Genomic DNA, 19861 nt, shown 5'->3' with positions numbered 1-19861 from the left:
CTGCAACACGAAAGACGCTTTCTCTAAATTATAAAGATAAGCACCATTTAACATCTAACTTTTAAGTCATTAGAAAGACAAAAACCAATTTTCCTCCCTTATTATAGGAATAATTAAAAATTCAGACATTCTTATCAGTCCCGTAGCTTTACCTGAACTTTAGCAAACATCCAGCGTACTGACTTACTGGGGGGACCAAACAGCTTACTCATCAGAATCGCAACCAGCGTTGCTGCCACAATTCCCGGCAGCAGCTCGTACAGCTCAAACCAGCCACCTTCCATCTGCCGCCAGACCACAACCGTCATCCCGCCGGCCAGCATACCTGTCACAGCCCCGGCACGGTTCATCAGCGGCCAGTACAGAGACAACAGCATCACCGGCCCGAAAGTAGCACCCAGCCCTGCCCAGGCATAGGCAACATATTCCAGAATATCTGCCTGTTTACCGATCGCCAGCCAGGCGGCCAGTGCCACCAGCAGCAGGACGGCAAAGCGCCCGATATCAGCACTCAGACCATCATCAGCTTCCCGGTCAAAAAACAGGGCGTTACAGTCCTCGGCGACGGTCGACGCCGCCACCATCAGCTGAGAATCCACACTGCTCATAATTGCCGCCAGTACCGCAAGCGACAATAATGCCGCTACCCAGGGGCTGAACAGCGCATTCAGCATAGCAGTCAGCACGCCGCCGGTATCCGTGAACGAATCCGGTAACGTAATCAGTGCAAGCAAACCGGTAAGGCAGGCGCCGACCATTACCAGCGCCGCCCAACTGACGGCGATATAACGTGCCCAGATAATTTTATTCTTTGACGAAATCGCCTGAAAACGCGCCAGCACATGGGGCTGACCGAAATACCCCAGCCCCCACACCGTCAGGGAAATGATTCCAATGGCTGAAATCGCCTGCCCTTCAGGGTTACTGAATATGTCTACCATCGCAGGATTAGCCGCCTGCAGAGCGCTGAAGCTTGCCGCCAGATGCGCCTGATCATCAATCACTGCCAGCGGCACTGCCAGCAAGGCAGCCAGCACCAGCAATGCCTGAAAGACATCACTCCATGATACCGCCAGAAACCCGCCCAGCAAGGTATACGAAGCCACTGCCAGCGCGGCAAGAATAATTGCGATCCGCAGGTCCCAGCCAAAAACACCGGCCAGCAATTGCCCTACCGCCAGCAAACCGGCACTGGTATAGAGCAACATAAACCCGAGAATAAACAGGGCAGCAATCAGCCGGATCAGCCGACTGTTATCTTCAAAACGATTATCAAGATAGGCAGGAATTGTCAGAGTATCCCCTGCCAGTTCAGAGTACACCCGCAAGCGGCGTGCCACGAAAACCCAGTTGAGCCACATGCCCACCAGCAACCCCGCCACCAGCCAGAGCACATGGAACCCGGTGGTCATTGCCAGACCGGGTAAACTCAGTACAAGCCAGGCCCCCATATCACTGGCACCGGCACTTAAACCGCAGGACCAGGCACCAAGACTCCGGCCGCCCAGAAGATAATCCGACAGATCTTCGTTACGCCGGAACGCCAGATAGCCAATCAGCACCAATAGTGCCAGGTACACTGCATATGCCACTGCCAGCATATTCGCCCTCGTTATTATTCTTAATACTGCTTATTAATATGACAAATTTCCCACTACAGATTCAAGCATTTAGCTTACCTGAGTCTGTTTTTATCATGATAACCGGCAGAAATAAAAAAGCCCCTGCCTAAGCAGGGGCTTTGTTTCAACGGATCAGCAACACAGGTTATGCCAGTTCAAGCAGGACGCTGAGTGCCACAGAGAAGATGGCACAGTCCACCAGCTTGGTGTTTTCAATGTCTGCCAGCGTATTGTTCCAGCGGGTCAGCAGATCCTTATGGGATTCGCTCCACTGGGTCAGACGCTGTTCAACCGTCTGATCAGATTCACTGCCGCGCAGCACACTGAGTGTGAGCCCCCGCTGCTGGGTATCCAGCTCGATACGGTAGCTGTTTTTCGCCAGTGCCTGCCAGTGGTTGGCTGCTTTGAACTCGCGGATCTTGCGGTCAAGACCCACCAGGTTCAGATGGGTACCCAGACCGAAGTATGTCCGGGCCACCACTTCCACGCTTTCATCCAGCTCGGAAGCCACATCAATCACATCCAGTAACCAGTAGAGGCTTTCTGTTGCCGCCGCAAATGCCGCCAGACGCTCAGGCACGCCTGAAGCTTTATAGTCTTCATAGCGTTCAGCCATCCGGTTATCCGGCACAGTGTTGCTGATCTTCTCAGCGCTGGAAACTACTTCGTCAATAGCCGCTTTGTAGCTTTCCAGACAAGGTTCCAGACGCAAGCCGTCGCGGCGGTTACGCAGCAACCAGTGGCTACCGCGGGTCAGCAGCTGAATCATGTCACGCATCATGGTGACCTGAATATCACAAGTTACCTGATAATCCAGAGATTCAACTTCACCCCACATGGTATCGATGTCGTACAGCTCACGGACAATCATATACGCCGCAGCGATATCACTGTAATCCAGGCCAGTCGCCGTACGCAGGTTGTTGACGTAAACAATGCCCATACGGTTAACCAGATCGTTGGCAATCTGGGTGGCGGTAATTTCACGGCGCAGACGGTGGTTACGTACCGCTTCAGGGAAGGCTTCCAGCAGACGCTGCGGGAAAGCCGTTTCCATTTCACGGGAGAAGCTTGGATCATCAGTAATCCAGGAGTTAATCAGCGCCTGCTTCAGCTCGATTTTCGCATAGGAAATCAGCACGGACAGTTCCGGACGGGTGAAGCCCAGCCCGTTCTCTTTGCGTTCCTGCAGCTCATCTTCACCCGGCAGGAATTCCAGCTGGGGATCCAGCTTGCCTTCCGCTTCCAGACGGCGGATCAGACGGATGTAATCATCCATTGCACCGCTTGCATGCAACTCAGCAATGTTCAGCGCCTGCGCCTGACGGTAGTTGTTCTTCAGGACCAGATCAGACACATCGTCGGTCATATCACGTAACAGCTGGTTACGCTGCTTAACCGTCATATCTCCCTGACTGACCAGTTCATTCAGCAGGATCTTGATATTTACTTCATGGTCGGAACAGTCCACGCCGCCGGCATTATCGATAAAGTCGGTGTTAGACGAGCCGCCATTCAGACCAAACTCGATCCGGCCCAGCTGTGTGAAGCCTAAGTTACCGCCTTCACCCAGCACCTTACAGCGCAGCTCGTTACCGTTAACCCGCAGGCTGTCGTTGGCTTTATCGCCTACATCCGCATGGCTTTCCTGTGTCGCTTTCACGTAGGTACCGATACCGCCGTTCCAGATCATATCCACCGGTGCTTTCAGCAAGCGGTTTAACAGATCGGTCGGCGCCAGACGGTCTTCTTCAATATCAAAGCGCGCTTTCATCTGCGGGCTGATCTTGATCCACTTCGCGCTGCGCTCAAAAATACCGCCGCCTTCACTGATCAGCTTGGCGTTGTAATCGGTCCAGGAGGAACGGGGCAGTTCAAACATCCGCTGACGCTCCGCAAACGCTGGCGCAACGTCCGGATTCGGGTCGATAAAGATATGCATGTGGTTGAAAGCTGCCACCAGGCTGATGGTCTCAGACAGCAGCATGCCGTTACCGAATACATCCCCTGCCATGTCACCGATACCGATTACCGAGAACTCTTCTTTCTGGGTGTTGATATCTTTCTCACGGAAGTGACGCTTCACCGACTCCCACGCACCACGGGCAGTAATACCCATACCCTTGTGGTCATAGCCCTGGCTGCCACCGGATGCAAACGCATCTCCCAGCCAGAAGTTATATTCTTCAGAAATTGAGTTAGCAATATCCGAGAAGGTTGCAGTACCTTTATCGGCTGCAACCACCAGATACGGATCATCTTCGTCACGACGAACCACGTGTGGCGGATACACCACATCAGAGCCCACCAGGTTATCAGTGATATCCAGCAAGCCGCGGATATACAGCTTGTAACACTCAATACCTTCCGCCTGAATCTCTTCACGGCTGCCATTCACCGGCATTTTCTTACAAATGAAGCACCCCTTCGCACCCACCGGTACGATAACCGAGTTCTTCACCTGCTGCGCTTTTACCAGACCCAGCACCTCGGTACGGTAATCCTCGGTACGGTCCGACCAGCGCAGACCGCCACGGGCTACCTTACCGAACCGCAGGTGTACACCTTCCATACGCGGTGAGTAGACATACACCTCGAAGGCTGGCTTAGGCAGCGGAATATCCGGGATAGACTGGGAATCAATTTTGTATGAATAGTAAGACTTCGGCTTACCGTCTTCCGCCATCTGGAAGAAGTTGGTCCGCAGAATGGCCTGAATCACCACCAGGAAGCGGCGCAGAATTTTATCATCATCCAGACTCGCGACACCTTCCAGCGCTTCCAGAACGCTTGCTTCAATGGCTTCAACCCGGCTTTCATCACCGGATTTTTCCGGGTTCAGACGGGCATGGAACAATTCGGTCAGCTGACGGGTAATCGCAATGTTCCGGTGCAGCACTTCAGCCATAAACGGCTGGGAATAACCAAAGCGCAGCTGTTTAATGTAACGGGCAATGGCACGCAGCATCGCCACTTCACGCCATGCCAGATTACCACCGATAACCAGACGGTTAAATTTATCACTGGCGGCACGGCCTTCCCAGACACTGATAAAGGTGTCCTGCAGGATGGTTTTAACCTGCTCCAGCTCAATGGCATCTTCCTGACCATAACTCACCAGGAAGTCACTCACCCAGTAGGTGCGGCCGTCTGCGGCCTTAATCTGATACGGATGCTCATTCATCACCCGCAGTCCCAGATCTTCCAGAACCGGAATGACATCGGACAGTACCAGAGACTCGTTCGCACTGTAGAGCTTGAACTTCAGAATGCCACTGGATTCCTCAAAAGAACGGTAGAAGCTCATGGAAATCTGACGGTCGTCACTCAGGCTGTCCAGGTGCTGGATATCGGATACCGCATTGCCCGTCGAGAAGTTCTCTGTATACGACGACGGGAAAGCGCTGCGGAAATTACTGTTATAGCGGCTGCCCTTCTCTTCACCGAATGCTTCAATCAGGTTAGCCTGCAGATCATCCGGCCATGAGCGGGACATTTCCAGAATGCGCGCTTCAATGGTCTTGATATCAACATCTTTCTGCTGTTCCGGGTCCACGTAGAGTACAAAATGGGTACGGGACAGAATCGACTCAGAAACCTGTGCGTTTACTTCAGAATCCAGCGCATGGAAACCGTCAACCAACAGCTTGTGAATGCGGCGGCGTAATTGCGTGGTGTAAAGGTCTCGGGGAATGTAATACAGGCAGGAATAGAAACGCTTACTGGAATCCTGACGCACAAACAGGCATGCCTTGCGGCGTTCCTGAAGGTTAAAGATGCCCATCGCAGTATCCTGCAGTTCCTGGGCACTTGCCAGCATCAGTTCTTCACGGGGCATATCAATCAGGTGCTGCACCAGCGCCTTATGGCTGTGGCCGCCCGGTTCAAAACCACAGGCAGACAGGGTCTGAATAACTTTGCGGCGAACCATCGGGATGCTCAGCGGCTTGGCAAAGAATACTGAAGACGTGTACAGACCATAGAAACGGTGCGCGCCGGTAACCTTACCCTTGGCATCAAACTGTTTCACAATTACCAGATCACGGTACGCCGGACGGTGTACTGTCGAACGGATGGTATCCTTGCTGAAGCTTACCAGGTCAGCATTGCCGGCAAAGTCACGCTCACAGTCAGTCAGCACATGGCTGCCTTTCTTATCCGCGGCCAGACGGCGAATGCCCAGACGGCTCTTCACATCAGCATTTTCGGTGACTTTCGCACCGGCATACTTATAACTGACATGTTCGTAGCCCAGAAAGATGAAATGCTCATCCACCATCCAGTCCAGTAATTTACGGGCTTCTTTAATGTCAGGGTTGTTGGCATCGGTTTCTTTTAACTGCTCTTTAACAACCTGTACCTGATCCTGCAGTTCACGGAAATCCTGAACCACATACTGCACATCTTCCAGCACACTGGCCAGGGTGTCACGCAGCTCATCCAGCAACGCCGGATCCGAATCCCGGTCAATTTCCAGACAGATCACAGATTCCATACGTGCCGCATCACTGCGCGCATTCGGCGTGGTGACATTGGTCAACTGATGCTTGTTATCCCGCTCAACTGCCATCACGCAGTTGTTGATGTTATGAATAGCCACTTCACGGCGGTTCAGCTCCATGCGAACCGAATCAACCAGGAATGGCATATCAACATTATGGATCTGTACAACCGTGTGGTTTGAGTGCCAGCCATAGTGTTCAAAATCCGGGTTGAAAACCCGCACTTCCGGCCGGGTACCGTCGTAGTTCTGAATAACCTGCCAGTATGAATAGGCAGTAGAGTAAAGATCTTCAAGGGATTTGCGCTGCAAATCAGAAGGGGGGGAAACACTGAAAAACTGGTGAGCGTAATGGGTAATCGACTGTGCGAGGGATGAATCCACCTGTGCACATAATTTTTCGGTCAACAGATCCATGATCTGTGCCTTGGTCAGACCAGCGAGTTGATGCATATTTTTTTGACTCCAGATAGCAATTACGTCGCGCGAACTTGCTTTAAAGCCCTGGTCAGGAAATGCGATCTCCGAACCGGAGCTTTTTTATTATTATTCCTAGCGCCACTCTACCTAAGTCGTCTGGACGATTAAAGACGCTTAGGCTGAGTATTTGGTTTTTATTGGCTTTTATAGGAAAAAAATCAGATTTGGCACCCTTGTGTCGACGGCTTTGGCACCAAAAGCGACTTTTTCCGGCCAACAGTTTTTATCATGTGACATGAAAGCCATAAATTATATGAAAAAGTAACAAGTCTTTTTCCCTGTAATCTGAGAATATATAGGCGTATCCTTTTCGCTATTGCAGCATAGAATTACAAAAACATAAAAAGAAGCCTACACATGGACAATTTGGATAAATTAGACATTGCAATTCTCCGTGAACTGCAAAAAAATGCCCGGATCACCATCACCGAACTCGCTTCACGGGTTGGGCTATCAAAAACCCCCTGCCAGATTCGCATGCGCCGGCTGGAAGACCAGGGCTACATTCTGGGTTACATCGCCCTGGTTGATCAGAAAAAACTCGGCACCAAGCATGTTGCCTTTGTACAGGTATCCCTGAGCGACACCCGCACCAAGGCATTACAGGCGTTTAATGATGCGGTACGGAGCATTCCGGAAATCGAGCAATGCCATATGATTGCCGCTAATTTTGACTACCTGCTGAAAGTCCGTACCGCCGATATGGAATCCTACCGGGCGGTACTGGGCGAAAAGATATCCTCGCTGCCTTTTGTCACCCAGACCAGTACCTTTGTGGTCATGGAAGACGTAAAAGACATTGAAGCCAAACTGGTTTAACCCGGCACCCTTAAGGAAGAGAAAACATGAACCGCAAAGCATTTCTGCTGGCGATGTGTGTCGTACTGATGTGGTCCACGGTAGCCAGCGCGTTTAAACTGACCCTGTCGCTGGTGACACCGCTGCAAATGCTCTGGCTTGCTGTCGCAACCGGCGTGGCGATCTTAGGGGCTGCGGCCTGGAAGCAACAGAAACTGCGACCGGCCTGGCAGTTACTGAAACAATCCCCGGGGTTCTTTCTGTTACTGGCTTTCCTTAATCCAACCGCCTATTACCTGATCCTGTTCGCGGCCTATGACATTCTGCCTGCCCAGCAGGCCCAGGCACTGAACTATACCTGGGCGGTCATGCTGAGCATGCTGGCCGTTCCTTTTCTCGGCCAGACCTTCACCCGGATAAACCTGTTCAGCATCATCATCGCCTACTCCGGGGTGCTGGTCATTGCCACTCAGGGAGAACTGATGGCGCTGGACTTCAAACAGCCGCTGGGGGTTGCACTGGGGCTGGGCAGCTCAGTCTTTTTCTCCAGTTACTGGATTCTCAATACCAAATACCCCCATGATCCGGTGATCACCCTGCTGCTGTGCTTCGGCCTGAGCCTGCCCATGCTGTCCGGCATGATGCTCTGGCAGAACGGCTTCAGTGAGATTCCACTGGCTGCGGTTGCTGGCGGTGTTTACATCGGCGCCTTTGAGATGAGTTTTGCCTTTCTGTGCTGGATGAGCGCATTACGGCTGGCAACCAATACCGCTCAGCTCAGCAACCTGGTGTATCTGGCACCGCCAATTTCACTGGTACTGCTGGCGGTCATCGTCGGTGAGGAAGTCCTCTACTCAACCCTGATCGGCTTCGCGCTGATTATCATTGGCGTGCTGGTCCAGCAAATCAGGCAACGCCCTTCATCGGTATAAACACCAGCCACAAAAAAACCGCCATAAAGGCGGTTTTTTTTAAATCCGTAATACTTAACCCTGCATCAGGATCCGCAGCATACGGCGCAGCGGCTCAGCAGCACCCCACAACAGCTGGTCACCCACGCTGAATGCATTCAGGTACTCATCACCCAGATTCATCTTACGCAGACGGCCTACAGGTACGCTCAGGGTACCGGTGACTTTCGCTGGCGTCAGTTCAGCCGCGGTGATTTCACGCTCATTAGGGATAACTTTAACCCAGTCGTTGGCTTCTGCCAGCATGGCGTTAACTTCATCCATCGGTACGTTCTGCTTCAGCTTGATGGTGAACGCCTGGCTGTGACAACGCATCGCACCGATCCGTACACAGGTACCGTCGATTGGAATCGGGCTGTCATTCAGACCCAGAATTTTGTTGGTTTCCGCGTACGCCTTCCACTCTTCACGGCTCTGGCCATTCTCCAGCGGGCTGTCGATCCATGGGATCAGAGAGCCGGCCAGCGGCGCACCAAAATTATCCGTTGGCAGGCCTTCACGGATGATATCCGCAACCTGACGGTCGATGTCCAGGATTGCGCTGGCAGGATTCGCCAGATCAGTCGCCACAGACTCCTTGATCATGCCCATCTGGGTGATCAGTTCACGCATGTGACGGGCACCGCCACCGGACGCTGCCTGATAGGTCATGGACGTCATCCACTCAATCAGACCGGCATTAAACAGGCCACCCAGGCCCATCAGCATCAGGGATACGGTGCAGTTACCACCTACAAAAGTCTTTACGCCTTTGCTCAGACCGTCTTTGATGACATTCATGTTTACCGGGTCCAGAACGATGATCGCATCATCTTCCATACGCAGAGAAGACGCAGCATCTATCCAGTAACCCTGCCAGCCTGCCTTACGCAGATCAGCATAAACCTGTTTCGTGTAGTCGCCACCCTGACAGGAAATAATGGCATCCATCTGTTTTAAATCTTCAATGGATGTCGCATCTTTCAGCGCCGGAATCGTCTTACCAATATCCGGACCGGCCTGACCTACTTGGGATGTCGTGAAAAAGACCGGCTCTTCGATGTGATCGAAATCCCGCTCTTCCATCATGCGTTGCATCAGCACAGAACCAACCATTCCGCGCCAACCAACAAAACCTACACGCTTCATTGTATTAATCACCAAATTAAGGATTTAAAAAACGACAAAAGCCGGTGCCTGAATTGCAACACCAGCCTGTCTGCCCCTTCTGTTTTTCACCCAGAAGAAACTTACTTACGCAATCGCAGTAAGCGAACTCAGTATTATGCAATATTTCTAATACATAAACTATATAGCTTCATACGACTTTTACATAACGCTGACCCGGATCAAGATCCTTCAAAAGACCATTCCGGGTCAAGACGGTACTCATACCAAGGTCGTAACCTGGCAATGGGTGCCGTTTCTGTGCCTGAAAACAGACACAGATGATGTTTTATGCCTGCAGGGCAGCCACCACGGCATCACCCATTTCGCTGGTGCTTACCTTAGTCATACCGTCAGACCAGATATCAGCGGTCCGCAGGTTCTGATCCAGTACTGTGCTGACAGCCGCTTCAATGCGGTCTGCCGTTTCACCGGCATTCAGAGAGTAACGCAGCATCATTGCCGCAGACAGAATCGTTGCCAGCGGGTTGGCAATGCCCTGACCGGCGATATCCGGTGCAGAACCGTGGCACGGCTCATACATACCCTTACCGCTTTCATCCAGCGAAGCAGACGGCAGCATACCGATTGAACCGGTCAGCATCGCTGCAGCATCAGACAGAATGTCACCAAACATGTTGCCGGTCACCATCACATCAAACTGCTTGGGCGCACGGACCAGCTGCATGGCTGCGTTATCCACGTACATGTGGCTCAGCTCAACATCCGGATATTCTTTGGACAGCTCATCCATGATTTCGCGCCACAGTACGGTAACTTCCAGTACGTTAGCTTTATCAACAGAGCACAGACGCTTATCACGGGCACGGGCCGCTTCAAATGCTACCCGGCCGATCCGGCGGATTTCGTTTTCGTCATAGACATAGGTATTGTAGCCTTCACGGATACCGCCTTCTTTCTCACGCACACCCCGTGGCTGACCGAAATAAATACCGCCGGTCAGTTCACGCACAATCAGAATATCCAGACCGGCAACAATCTCAGGCTTCAGTGAAGACGCATCCGCCAGTTGCGGATACAGAATCGCCGGACGCAGGTTACCAAACAGTTCCAGATTAGAGCGGATACCCAACAGACCCTTTTCCGGACGAATCTGGAAGTCAGGATTGGTATCCCATTTCGGGCCACCGACTGCACCCAGCAGGATTGCATCGGCATCTTTAGCTGCATTCAGCGTCGCTTCCGGTAATGGCACGCCGTCCGCATCAATCGCACAGCCGCCTACACGCGCTTCAAATAATTCCAGCGCCAGATTATCCTGCGCATTTACCAGTTCAAGTACACGGCGGGCTTCAGCCACAATTTCCGGACCAATGCCGTCACCCGGCAAAATCAAAACATTCTTAGACATTCTTTAACCTTTCCAATCTCGAAAGCAGCCGACACCTCAGCTGCTTTATAAATTCTGTTAACGGATCGCGTCAAACAACCACGGGCTTGCGGCGCGGGCTTTGGCTTCATAAGCACGGATATCATCAGCATGCTGCAACGTCAGACCAATATCATCCAGACCGTTCAGCAAACAATGCTTACGGAAATCGTCAATTTCAAATGCCATTTCAGCACCGGACGGCGTGACAACCACCTGACGCTCAAGATCAACGGTCAGTTCATAGCCTTCATTCGCAGCAACTTCAGTGAACAGCTGATCAACCTGTGCTTCGCTCAGGACGATTGGCAATAAACCGTTCTTAAAGCAGTTGTTATAGAAAATTTCTGCAAAGCTCGGTGCAATCACCGAACGGAAACCGTAGTCATCCAGCGCCCACGGCGCGTGCTCACGGCTTGAACCACAACCAAAGTTTTCCCGGGCCAGTAATACGCTGGCACCTTTATAGCGGGGCAGGTTCAGTACAAACTCTTCATTCACCGGACGGCCGCTGCAATCCTGATCAGGTAAACCTTCATCAAGGTAGCGCAACTCATCAAACAGGTTCGGACCAAAGCCGGAACGCTTGATGGACTTCAGAAACTGCTTCGGGATGATCATATCCGTGTCAACGTTGGCACGGTCTAAAGGTACGGCAATCCCGCTGTGCTGATTAAACTTTCTCATGATTGCTTCCCCTTATGCCTTAACCATTTCACGAACGTCTACAAAGTGACCTGCAATCGCTGCTGCTGCAGCCATCGCCGGGCTCACCAGATGGGTACGGCCACCAAAGCCCTGACGGCCTTCAAAGTTACGGTTAGAGGTAGAGGCACAATGCTCACCGGCACCTAACTTATCCGGGTTCATCGCCAGACACATAGAACAGCCCGGCTCGCGCCATTCAAGGCCCGCTTCCGTAAAGATCTTATGCAGACCTTCCGCTTCCGCCTGCTCTTTCACCAGACCGGAACCCGGCACCACCAGTGCCTGAATAATGTTACCGGCGACTTTACGGCCTTCAACAACCTTCGCAGCATCCCGTAAATCTTCGATCCGGGAATTGGTGCACGAACCGATAAACACGCGGTCCAGCTGGATATCCGTAATCTTCTGATCAGCATCCAGCCCCATATACTTCAGCGCACGCTCAATGCCGTCAACTTTAACCGGGTCCGCTTCATTTGAAGGATTCGGCACCAGCTCAGAAACACCTACCACCATCTCCGGTGACGTGCCCCAGGTAACCTGCGGTTCAATATCAGCGGCTTTAATTTCAACCACCTCATCAAACTCTGCATCCGCATCAGAGACCAGATCCTGCCAGGCAGCAACCGCCGCATCCCACTGCGCACCTTTTGGCGCAAAAGGACGGCCTTCAACGTAATCAACCGTGGTCTGGTCCACTGCCACCAGTCCCACACGAGCACCGGCTTCAATCGCCATGTTACTGACCGTCATCCGGCCTTCCATCGTCATGTTACGGAATACATCACCGCCAAACTCAATCGCATAGCCGGTACCACCAGCCGTGCCGATAACACCGATAATGTGCAGGATGACATCCTTTGGCGTCACCCCCATACCCAGTTCGCCATCAACGCGAACCAGCATGTTCTTCATTTTCTTGGTAATCAGACACTGGGTTGCCAGCACGTGCTCAACCTCAGACGTACCGATACCGTGCGCCAGCGCACCCAGCGCACCCAGGGTTGCAGTATGGGAATCACCGCAAACGGCGGTTACACCCGGTAAAATAGCCCCCTGTTCAGGCGCCATTACGTGAACGATACCCTGACGCTGATCGTTCATTTTAAATTCCAGAATGCCGAAATCATCACAGTTCTCATCCAGGGTTTTCACCTGAATCTTAGACACCGGATCAACAATCTCTTCCACACCACCGGAACGCTCCGTAGTCGGTACGTTATGGTCCGGGGTCGCGATGTTCGCATCAATCCGCCACGGCTGACGGCCGGCAATACGCAGCCCCTCAAATGCCTGTGGTGAAGTCACTTCGTGCAGTACCTGACGGTCAATATAAATTAACGCACTGCCGTCTTCATTCATGCGGACCAGGTGTTGCTCGAACAACTTGTCATATAACGTCTTGCCAGCCATGTTTAGCTCCTGTCGGCATCAGGCTCACTTCCGAACCTAATTATGTCATTGCTGCCCGTCTGCTGCGGGCTTTATAAAGTCTTTAATACAGCACAGAAAACGCCCTGATTCAGGACCCGCTCTGCGGGAAAGACTCCTTGGATAGCGCATATCCTAGTGCAAGGTTTCTGATAAAACAAATTCATATTTTTTATAGATTGCATTCCCATCAGGAATAGAAAATACTGATCCCATGAGCATCTTTTTTCTGCCGGAATTCCCATGGACAGTAACAGCCTGCAAGCCTTCGTCACCGTTGCCGACAAGGAGTCATTTTCCCTCGCAGCAGAACAGCTGTTTCTGACTCAGTCAGCCATCAGCAAACGCATCGCCCTGTTAGAAGAACAGCTGGACAGCAAGCTGTTCGACCGCATTGGCCGTAAAGTCAGCCTCACTGAAGCCGGCAACACATTACTGCCCCAGGCCCGGCAGATACTGCGCCAGCTGCAGGATGCCAAACGTTCACTGCACGACCTGCAGGGGCAGGTCAGCGGCAACCTGTCGATGGCCGCCAGCCACCATATCAGTCTGCACAGGCTGCCCCCGGTACTGCGCCGCTTCACCAAAGAATGCCCGGAAGTGGATCTGGACCTGCGCTTTGATGCGTCAGAAATTGCCTACGAAGGGGTCCTGAAAGGCGACCTTGAACTGGCGCTGATCACATTATCCCCCCAGCCCCATAAACAGATCCATGCGCAAAAGGTCTGGGATGATCCGCTGCGCTACGTGGTCAGCCCGGACCATCCACTGGCCGGCAAGCCCAGCGTCAGCCTGGAAGAACTGACCGCCTATAACGCGATACTCTCCGGATCAGCCACTTTCACCCGGCAAATTGCCGCCCAGCAGTTCAGCCATCCGGAACTGCGACTGAAAACAGCCATGTCCACCAACTATCTGGATACCATCCGCATGATGGTGACAATCGGGCTGGGCTGGAGCCTGCTCCCGGACACCATGATAAACCGGGATCTCAGCGTACTGAATGTTGATGCTCCCCCGGTCAGCCGCCAACTCGGCTATATAAGCCATAAGGAACGCACCCTGAGCAAGGCCGCCCAGCGTTTCATCGAAATGCTGGAAGCGAACAGCAGTACCTAAGGCTCGCTGAATTCGTTAAGCTAAACAATCAACCGTGCTTAAAAGGAAGCCCAGTAATGACCAAAGCAGGCCAAACGCCAACCGACCTCTGGCTGGAACAGCAGCAGGCATTCTGGGAAGCACTGCAGGCAGGCCAAAATGCCCCGCCGGTTTCAGGCTGGCAGTCATTTATGCACGACAACCCCTATGAATCTGAAACACACAGCGACAGCCTCACACAGCTGCTCAGTCAGAATCAGCAGCTGGCTGCCGAATTTGCTGATCTGTACAGGGACTTTGCAACCCGTCAGGCCGGCCCGGACAACAGCAGCGACACATTGCAGACACTGATCAGCGGTTTACAGGCGTTACTGGAAGAAAAAGCCGGCAGCCTGTTAGCAAAAAACTGGCAACTGAGCAGCCTGCTGAAACCACAAAACCAGCAATCACTGCAGGCATGGCAAAAGGCGCTGGACGATTACTTCCGGCAGCTTAACGAACAGGCAGACAGCCTGCCCGATAATCTGATCAGCCAGACACACAAAGCGCAGCTGAAAACATTCCACGAACACTGTAAGTCCTGCCGGAACGCCTTCTCCGCTTTAAATACTCAGCATCAGGGAATTCTTCAGGCCACCACCGACAACCTCCGCGACCTGCTGCAGAAACAGCCGCCGGAAAGCCTTAAGCAGCTACTGGATCAGTGGACTGACTGTTACGAACAGGCGTACGCCCGGCAAGTGTATACGCCGGAGTACCAAAGTACCCACGCAGCGTTTAACAACAGTTTGCTGAAAATCATCAGCCTGCAACAGTCGCTTTGCCAGCCGGACAACACTCAGCGGTTAATGCCGGGATTCGTCAGCCAGCAGGACTACCGGCAAAGCCTGAAGCAGCAACACCTGTTACGTAAACAGGTTAAAGCTCAGCAACAGACCATCACACAACTGGAACAACGGCTCAGCCAGCTCGAAGCCCGGTTTGCAAACAGCGACGGTACTGACACGGCAGGACAACAGTGATGACCCACAAATTCTTTACTGCCCAACAGATCGCAACCGAAATCAGCCAGTTCAACCGGCAACTGGCGGACAGCTACCGCACCCTGCAGTCACTGACCGACTGTGACACAGGTCCTACTCCCAAAGACTGCATATATACAGAAGATAAACTCCGCCTGTATAAATACCGGTCACAGGTGGCAGACAGCTGCCAGACACCCCTGCTGATCTGCTACGCACTGGTCAACCGCCCCTACATGCTGGATCTGGATGAACAGCGCTCTTTCATTGCCCGCCTGACGGCCAGTGGCATTCCGGTATATCTGATCGACTGGGGTTACCCTGATGCCGCCGACTGTTTTCTGGATATGGATGACTATATAAACGGCTACCTGCACACCTGTGCTGAACAGGTTAAACGGCACAGTGGCCAGCCCCGAATCAACCTGCTGGGCATTTGTCAGGGCGGCTGCCTGAGTCTGAGCTACACCGCCCTGCAGCCGGACAATATAAAAAACCTCATCACCATGGTCACCCCGGTTGACTTCCACACCCCCGGGAACATGCTCAGCCACCTGATTCAGAAAACAGACGTAGACCTGATGGTTGATACCCTGGGTAACATACCCGGACAAATGCTCAATGATGCTTACGCCGCGCTGATGCCGATGCGCCTGAGCCTGCAGAAATACCTCAACATGCCGGGCCAGTGTGCCACTGAAGAACAGGCCGCCGGGTTTCTCAGAATGGAAAAATGGATTAATGACAGCCCTGATCAGGCCGGTGAAATGTTCCGGGAATTTGTCACTCAATTTTTCAAAAGCAACGGCTTAATACACAACACTGTCCGGGTCGGCGACCGGCAGGTAAACCTGAAACAGATTCAGCAACCCATTCTGAATGTATACGGCAGCTACGACCACCTGGTCCCGCCAGCCGCTTCAAAGGCACTGCAAGGTCTGACGGCCAGCAGCGACTACCGGGAACTGGAAATACGCTCCGGCCATATAGGCGTGTTTGTTTCGCAAAAATCCCGGCAAACCCTAGCCCCTGCTGTCAGCCAGTGGTTAACCGAACGCGATCACTGACTTCCGGATTTAATTTGCCTGAACGGCTGGGTCAGCATCTTATCAAGACGCTGCTCCCGGGGTGCCGTCAGCCCACACACACCGATGCGTAACGGCGAGCGGGCATCCTTGCAGTAACTTCCCAGCCAGCGGTCCCAGCAGGACAGGTTAAAGCCAAAATTTGTATGGGTTTCGAGCACGTCAGCTGAATGATGTATCCGGTGCATATCCGGCGTCACCACCAGACAGCGAAGCCAGCGCTCATACGGCTGTGGTAAATTCACATTGGCATGATTGAAAACCGCCATAGCGCTGAGCAACACTTCGAAAGCAATCACCGCCTCAGCCGGCACACCCAGTAACCACACCACCAGCATTTTTATCAGCAGCGACAACAGGATTTCCAAAGGGTGGAACCGCAACCCGGTACTGACATCCACATCCTGATCCGCATGATGCATCCGGTGCAAGCGCCACAGCGCCGGCACCCGGTGAAAAAGACGGTGTTGCAGATACAGCGTCAGATCCAGCAACACCAACCCTGCAATCAGGCTCACAGCATAGGGTAAATCCAGTAAATGAAACACACCGCTCTGCTCATGGGCAGCGTACAGCGCGACAGTCACCGGAAGCACTGGCATTAAAAGCCGCACCAGCAAACTGTTCAGCGTTACCAGCAGCAAGTTATGGCACCAGCGGTAGCGTTGGTGGCCGGTCAGTTCTCTCGCGGGACGGCGACACTCCCAGAACGCCATCAGGATAAATAACAACCCGGGTAAAGCTATCCGTAACAGAGGTTCAGCACTCAGCCAGTCCATTATTTCCCACCTGCTTCACACATAAGGCTGTCCCCGGTAAACCCTGCGCTGAATCAACAGATCAAGCCTGTGAATGCGAACAAAACTCAATTTGGGCAACCTACTGCTTTTCATTTCTTTACCACTCGATAAAAATGGGTATATCACAGGGTACAATGGAAACCAATTATGCTTCAGCCGTATCGCCTCCTTGCAGGCATCTTCATGACATGTCTGATTCTGCTGTTACACGGCTGTAGCAATGAAGCGGCGGAAGAAAAAGTTGTGCGCCCGATTCCTCAGTTGTCTGATCTGAATATCAAAGAATTTGTGAGCGTGTTTAAGCAGGACTACGAACGCAGCCTCAATGACATTGAAAACGCTTACGATGAACACAAATCCAATAATGACCCGGAAGGCTATGTTGCTTATCGCAACCTGACCTGGACCCCGGCCTATATCGATCTGAAAAATCATTACGCCGCCGTACTGCATCAGAACAAACCGTATCTGGCCCGCAAACGGCTACTGCCGCTGTTTACCCTGTTCGAAAACGTGCTGAAAATCGGTCTGGATCTGAAAAAAGCCATGAACGATAACGACGAACGCTACCATGGCCGTGCAGTCGACAGCATCCAGAAAGGCAAGCTTGCCTTTAATAAGCTGGCGCTTAAACTTCAGGCCAGCTAAACAGCGTTTCTGCGACCGCTGAACCCAGACACCGGTGGCCCCTGTGCTATCGGGCCGGCAGGTCGCATTTTTCCCTTTTTCAGCCCCTCGCTTTGGTATAGTATTTGCCGGTCCGTCAGATACTTAACACCACTGTTTACTGCGTTATCTGTCACTTCCGGTTTACCGTCAACCCTATCAACTGAGCACGATCTTTATGCGTATGAACATTGACGAATTTCTCGCCAGCCCGAATAAAGCGGTTACCCTGATGGGGATGTCCGGTGTAGGCAAGACCTACATATCCAACATTCTGGAAGAGAAAAACTGGTACCACTTTTCGGCAGATTACAGGATTGGCCACAAGTACCTGAACAGCGATATAGAAGCCAACCTGCGCGACAAAGCCATGACCGTGCCGTTTCTGCGCGAACTGCTGGAAAATGACTCAATCAGCATCAGCAACAACGTCACCATTAACAACCTGAGTTCGGTCTCCGCATTTTTAGGCAAGCTGGGTAACCCGGAAAAAGAAGGGCTGGCACTGCCGGAGTTTTTACGCCGCCAGAAACTCTATCTGGAAGCAGAAATTGCATCTGCCTACGACGTACCGAAATTCATTGATAAAGCCCATGCTGAAGGTCATAACCACTTTATCAATGACTCAACCGGCAGCCTGTGCGAAATTGATGAGCCGGGTGTATTTGAAATACTGGCGAAAAACACCCTGATTCTGTATATCAAAACGTCACCTGAAGATGAGATTAAGCTGATCGAGCGGGCCCAGAAAAGCCCGAAGCCTCTGTATTACCGTCAGGACTTCATTCTGGAACAGCTGGCTAAGTATCAGGAAGAGCGGAACCTGGACTATCTGGCAATGATGGAACCGGATGACTTTATCCGCTGGGTTTTCCCGAACCTGTTCCATTCCCGTTTGCCACGCTATCAGCACATTGCAGACAACTATGGTTATACTGTTCAGGCAAGCGAACTGGCCACCTGCAAATCTGAAGCAGACTTTATTGACATTATTACTGCCAGCGCCCGCCGCTAGGAATTTATTATGCCGATTATTACCCCTTCCAGCCGGGTCTTACCCAGCTATACAAAATTAGCAGCTGAAGGTTTCGCGATCCTCACCCATGAGCGCGCCACCACTCAGGACATTCGTGAATTGCATATCGGTTTCCTCAACATGATGCCGGATGCGGCTTTCACCGCGACCGAGCGGCAATTCCTGCGCCTGATCGCCAGCAGTAACCAGATCGCCCAGTTTATTTTTCACCCGTTCACCATCAACGCAGAAAAACGCAGCCCGGAAATTCAGCAGTACGTGGCGGATTACTACGACGACTTCGAACAGCTGAAACTGGAAGGTCTGGATGCGCTGGTCATTACCGGCGCAAATGTGGCCAACAAGAATATTCAGGACGAAGACTTCTGGGAACCGCTGAAAGACGTGGTCGACTGGGCGTACGACAACGTCACCTCGATTCTCTGTTCGTGCCTGGCATCCCATGCACTGCTGAAAATCAAGTACGACATCGACCGCCAGCCGCTGCCGGAAAAATGCTGGGGGCTGTTCAATCATACTGTCAGCGATCCCACTCACCCGCTGGTACACGGTATGAACAGCCGGTTTGACGCCTGCCACTCACGGCACAACGAAGTGGCCAGTGATGCGATGCGCAACGCCGGCCTGAAAGTACTGGTGGAATCGGAAGAAGCCGGTCCCCATCTGGCCGTCAGCGAAGACGGTTTCCGGATTATCTTCCTGCAGGGACACCCGGAATACGACACCATCAGCCTGCTGAAAGAATACAAACGGGAAGTCATGCGTTATGTCAGCGGTGACCGTGGCGACTATCCGCCATTTCCGTCGAACTATCTGTCGCTGCAGTCCCAGGCGATTCTTGAGGAATACCAACTGCGCCTGACCAGCGCGATGACCAATGGCACTGAACTGCCGGAATTTCCGGAAAAACATGTCACGCCGCTGGTACACAACAGCTGGCAGGACACCGCTAACGCCTTTACTAACCGCTGGCTGGGTCAGGTTTACCAGACGACCAACGTCGACCGCACCAAGCAGTTTGAAGATCAGCTGGACCCGAACGATCCGCTGGGGCTCTATTCCGGCAAGTAAAAACGTCAGCCCCCGGACACAAAAAAGGACTCACAT

General features: G+C 52.5%; 15 protein-coding genes. 8 read left to right on the top strand and 7 right to left on the bottom strand.

The genetic code is table 11. The features are described from left to right. Positions 1-134 precede the first annotated feature (134 nt). Together PCI15_RS09130 and PCI15_RS09125 are read right to left on the bottom strand one after the other, a co-directional pair. Positions 135-1601, bottom strand: a complete 1467-nt coding sequence (locus PCI15_RS09130; RefSeq protein WP_271274017.1) for a sodium:solute symporter family transporter — start codon at positions 1599-1601, stop codon at positions 135-137. 166 nt (positions 1602-1767) lie between these two features. After that, positions 1768-6576 (bottom strand): NAD-glutamate dehydrogenase, encoded by a 4809-nt coding sequence (locus PCI15_RS09125; RefSeq protein WP_271274016.1) that lies wholly within the window; start codon positions 6574-6576, stop codon positions 1768-1770. Between the two features lie 384 nt (positions 6577-6960). Between PCI15_RS09125 and PCI15_RS09120 the strand changes: the two genes are divergently transcribed. Together PCI15_RS09120 and PCI15_RS09115 are read left to right on the top strand one after the other, a co-directional pair. Continuing rightward, positions 6961-7422: an Lrp/AsnC family transcriptional regulator gene (locus PCI15_RS09120; RefSeq protein ID WP_205655807.1), complete on the top strand. Its 462-nt coding sequence runs from the start codon at positions 6961-6963 to the stop codon at positions 7420-7422. Positions 7423-7448: 26 nt separating this feature from the next. Then, entirely contained in the window at positions 7449-8333 is an 885-nt protein-coding gene (locus tag PCI15_RS09115) for a DMT family transporter (protein ID WP_271274015.1), read from the top strand. Positions 8334-8387: 54 nt separating this feature from the next. Here PCI15_RS09115 and asd read toward each other — a convergent pair whose 3' ends face one another. The 4 genes from asd to leuC form a co-directional block, all read right to left on the bottom strand. After that, positions 8388-9500 (bottom strand): aspartate-semialdehyde dehydrogenase, encoded by a 1113-nt coding sequence (gene asd / locus PCI15_RS09110; RefSeq protein ID WP_271274014.1) that lies wholly within the window; start codon positions 9498-9500, stop codon positions 8388-8390. A gap of 307 nt (positions 9501-9807) precedes the next feature. Next, the gene (gene leuB, locus PCI15_RS09105; protein ID WP_271274013.1) at positions 9808-10890 is read right to left on the bottom strand and encodes a 3-isopropylmalate dehydrogenase; all 1083 of its coding nucleotides are present in this window, start codon (positions 10888-10890) and stop codon (positions 9808-9810) included. A 57-nt stretch (positions 10891-10947) separates the two neighbouring features. Then, positions 10948-11595 carry a 3-isopropylmalate dehydratase small subunit gene (gene leuD / locus PCI15_RS09100; protein ID WP_271274012.1) on the bottom strand — a complete coding sequence of 216 codons (648 nt, stop codon included), beginning with the start codon at positions 11593-11595 and terminating at the stop codon, positions 10948-10950. 12 nt (positions 11596-11607) lie between these two features. Next, the gene (gene leuC, locus PCI15_RS09095) at positions 11608-13029 is read right to left on the bottom strand and encodes a 3-isopropylmalate dehydratase large subunit (protein ID WP_271274011.1); all 1422 of its coding nucleotides are present in this window, start codon (positions 13027-13029) and stop codon (positions 11608-11610) included. Positions 13030-13290: 261 nt separating this feature from the next. Between leuC and PCI15_RS09090 the strand changes: the two genes are divergently transcribed. Genes PCI15_RS09090 through phaC form a run of 3 tightly spaced genes read left to right on the top strand, consistent with a single transcriptional unit; the run spans position 13291 to position 16234 of the window. Then, positions 13291-14166 carry a LysR family transcriptional regulator gene (locus PCI15_RS09090; protein ID WP_271274010.1) on the top strand — a complete coding sequence of 292 codons (876 nt, stop codon included), beginning with the start codon at positions 13291-13293 and terminating at the stop codon, positions 14164-14166. Positions 14167-14222: 56 nt separating this feature from the next. Beyond that, positions 14223-15167 (top strand): poly(R)-hydroxyalkanoic acid synthase subunit PhaE, encoded by a 945-nt coding sequence (locus PCI15_RS09085; protein WP_271274009.1) that lies wholly within the window; start codon positions 14223-14225, stop codon positions 15165-15167. After that, positions 15167-16234, top strand: coding sequence for a class III poly(R)-hydroxyalkanoic acid synthase subunit PhaC (gene phaC, locus PCI15_RS09080; protein WP_271274008.1), 1068 nt, complete (start codon positions 15167-15169; stop codon positions 16232-16234). Before PCI15_RS09085 ends, phaC begins: the two co-directional genes overlap by 1 nt. Here the strand turns inward: phaC and PCI15_RS09075 are convergent. Then, positions 16228-17031 (bottom strand): sterol desaturase family protein, encoded by an 804-nt coding sequence (locus PCI15_RS09075; protein ID WP_271274007.1) that lies wholly within the window; start codon positions 17029-17031, stop codon positions 16228-16230. The two genes, phaC and PCI15_RS09075, sit on opposite strands and share 7 nt — an antisense overlap. A gap of 204 nt (positions 17032-17235) precedes the next feature. On the opposite strand from PCI15_RS09075, the gene PCI15_RS09070 reads away from it, so the two are divergent. The 3 genes from PCI15_RS09070 to metA all read left to right on the top strand — a co-directional run bounded on the left by PCI15_RS09070 (position 17236) and on the right by metA (position 19825). Continuing rightward, positions 17236-17700, top strand: a complete 465-nt coding sequence (locus PCI15_RS09070) for a hypothetical protein (RefSeq protein ID WP_271274006.1) — start codon at positions 17236-17238, stop codon at positions 17698-17700. Positions 17701-17896: 196 nt separating this feature from the next. Next, complete coding sequence (locus PCI15_RS09065) at positions 17897-18733, top strand: hypothetical protein (protein ID WP_271274005.1); 837 nt, start codon at positions 17897-17899, stop codon at positions 18731-18733. A gap of 9 nt (positions 18734-18742) precedes the next feature. Further along, positions 18743-19825, top strand: coding sequence for a homoserine O-succinyltransferase MetA (metA, locus tag PCI15_RS09060; RefSeq protein WP_271274004.1), 1083 nt, complete (start codon positions 18743-18745; stop codon positions 19823-19825). Positions 19826-19861: the final 36 nt, after the last annotated feature.

It is taken from the genome of Aliamphritea hakodatensis (assembly GCF_024347195.1).
GTDB lineage: Bacteria > Pseudomonadota > Gammaproteobacteria > Pseudomonadales > Balneatricaceae > Amphritea > Amphritea hakodatensis.
Note: the sequence above shows the minus strand (reverse complement) of the source record. Positions and strands in the feature narration are given on the sequence as shown.